Genomic DNA, 1739 nt, shown 5'->3' on the forward strand with positions numbered 1-1739 from the left:
GCTCGCCATGGCGCGCGGCCTGGCTCAGGCCGGTGCCCATGTGACCCTCAACGGCCGTCAGCCTGAAAGCGTCGATACCGCTGTGCAGGTGCTGCGTGCCGAGGGTCTTTTAGCCTCCGCCATGGTCTGCGACATCACCAAGTCGCAGGAACTGGGCGAGGCCATCGCAAGCCTGCCGCCGGTCGACATCCTCGTCAACAATGCCGGCATTCAGCTGCGGGCTCCCTTCGTGGAGCACACCGACGCTACCTGGCAGACAATGTTCGACACCCATGTCATGGGCGCCGTAGTGCCCTCGCGCGCCATCGTGCCGGGCATGATCGCGCGAGGCGGCGGCAAGATCATCAACATCTGTTCGCTGATGAGCGAAAAAGGTCGCACCAGCGTCGTGCCCTACACCGTGATGAAGGGCGCGCTCAAAATGCTGACCCGCGCGCTCGCCACCGAACTCGGCACCTCCAACATCCAGGTCAACGGGATCGGCCCAGGCTATTTCCTCACCGAAATGAACAAGGCGCTTATCGAAAATCCCGAGTTTGACGCCTTCGTTCGGGGGCGAACGCCGATGGGCCGGTGGGCACAGCCGGAGGAATTGGCCGGAGCGGCCGTGTTTCTCGCTTCACCCGCCGCCAACTTCATCACTGGCCAGGTTCTTTATGTCGACGGCGGCATGCTTGCCGCACTCTGAGGGGTAGTTTGATGCACATTTCGATCGATACGCAGAAGGCCGCAGGCCCTTTCCAAAGGTTCTGGCGCGCCACCGGGTTCTCCCCGGGGCAGTTGCTGCTTCTGCCACACATGCGCGCCGCGCTGGCCATGGTGGCGGCGACGCCAGACAAGGGTGTCGAGTATCTCCGCCCCCACTATCTGTTCGAGCTGATCCGCGCTCAGCGCTCCGGCGCCAGCATCTCCTATGACTGGTCGCTGTTCGACCGCGCGGTCGATACGATGGTCGAGTTCGGTTACAAGCCGTTCTTCGAACTCATGGGCAATCCCTCGCAGGTCTTTACCGGCTTTACCGAGCGCGACGACGTGCTGGTCTGGCGCGACTTCATCGCCACGGTCATTGCCCGCCTCAAGACGCGCTACGGCGCCGAAGAACTGGCTCAGTGGTATTTCGAAACCTGGAACGAGCCCGACCTGCCCTGGTGGCAGCATGGCGAACGGGGTTTTCTCAACTACTACGACGCCTGCGTCGCGGGCATAGATGCGGTCGACCCGAGCCTCAAGATTGGTGGCCCCGGCACTGCCATTCACATGTCGCCCTTGTTCAAGGCCTTCGTCGCCCATTGTGACAGCGGCGTCAGCGCCATCACCGGTGAAACGCCGCGCCTCGACTTCATTTCGGTTCACGAAAAGGGTGGCACGCATCACCCCGAGGACATTACCCCCGATAGCCTTGGCATCAGCCGGCGCGAATTGGCTGTTGCCCGATATATCGGCGAGCATCATCCGCGGCTTGCCACGGTGCCGCTCGTCAACAACGAATGCGACCCCCAGGTAGGCTGGTGGGACATCCACACCTGGAACGCGACACCCTATGTCGCCGCGATAATGGCCAAGATCGTCGACCAGCATCAGCGTGTTCTGATCGACGATGCTCAGGTGCCCTATGCGATGCTGGCCAGCGACAATGCCTTTATCGGCACCTGGGGCCAGCGCACGCAGCTCGCCATCTTCGCCGAACGCAAGTTCGACAAGGGGCAGACGGAATTCAAGACCGATGCCGGCGAACTCGA

General features: G+C 62.3%; 1 protein-coding gene and 1 pseudogene. Both read left to right on the top strand.

The window, feature by feature from the left end; translation table 11 throughout:
- Positions 1-688 (top strand): SDR family oxidoreductase (locus J0I64_RS00065; RefSeq protein ID WP_291405236.1); only part of this gene is annotated, 688 nt, incomplete at its 5' end.
- 11 nt (positions 689-699) lie between these two features.
- Positions 700-1739: pseudogene (locus tag J0I64_RS00070) on the top strand (glycosyl hydrolase); the annotation flags it as partial.

Origin of the sequence: Devosia sp., from assembly GCF_017307565.1 — a bacterium.
Lineage (GTDB): Bacteria > Pseudomonadota > Alphaproteobacteria > Rhizobiales > Devosiaceae > Devosia.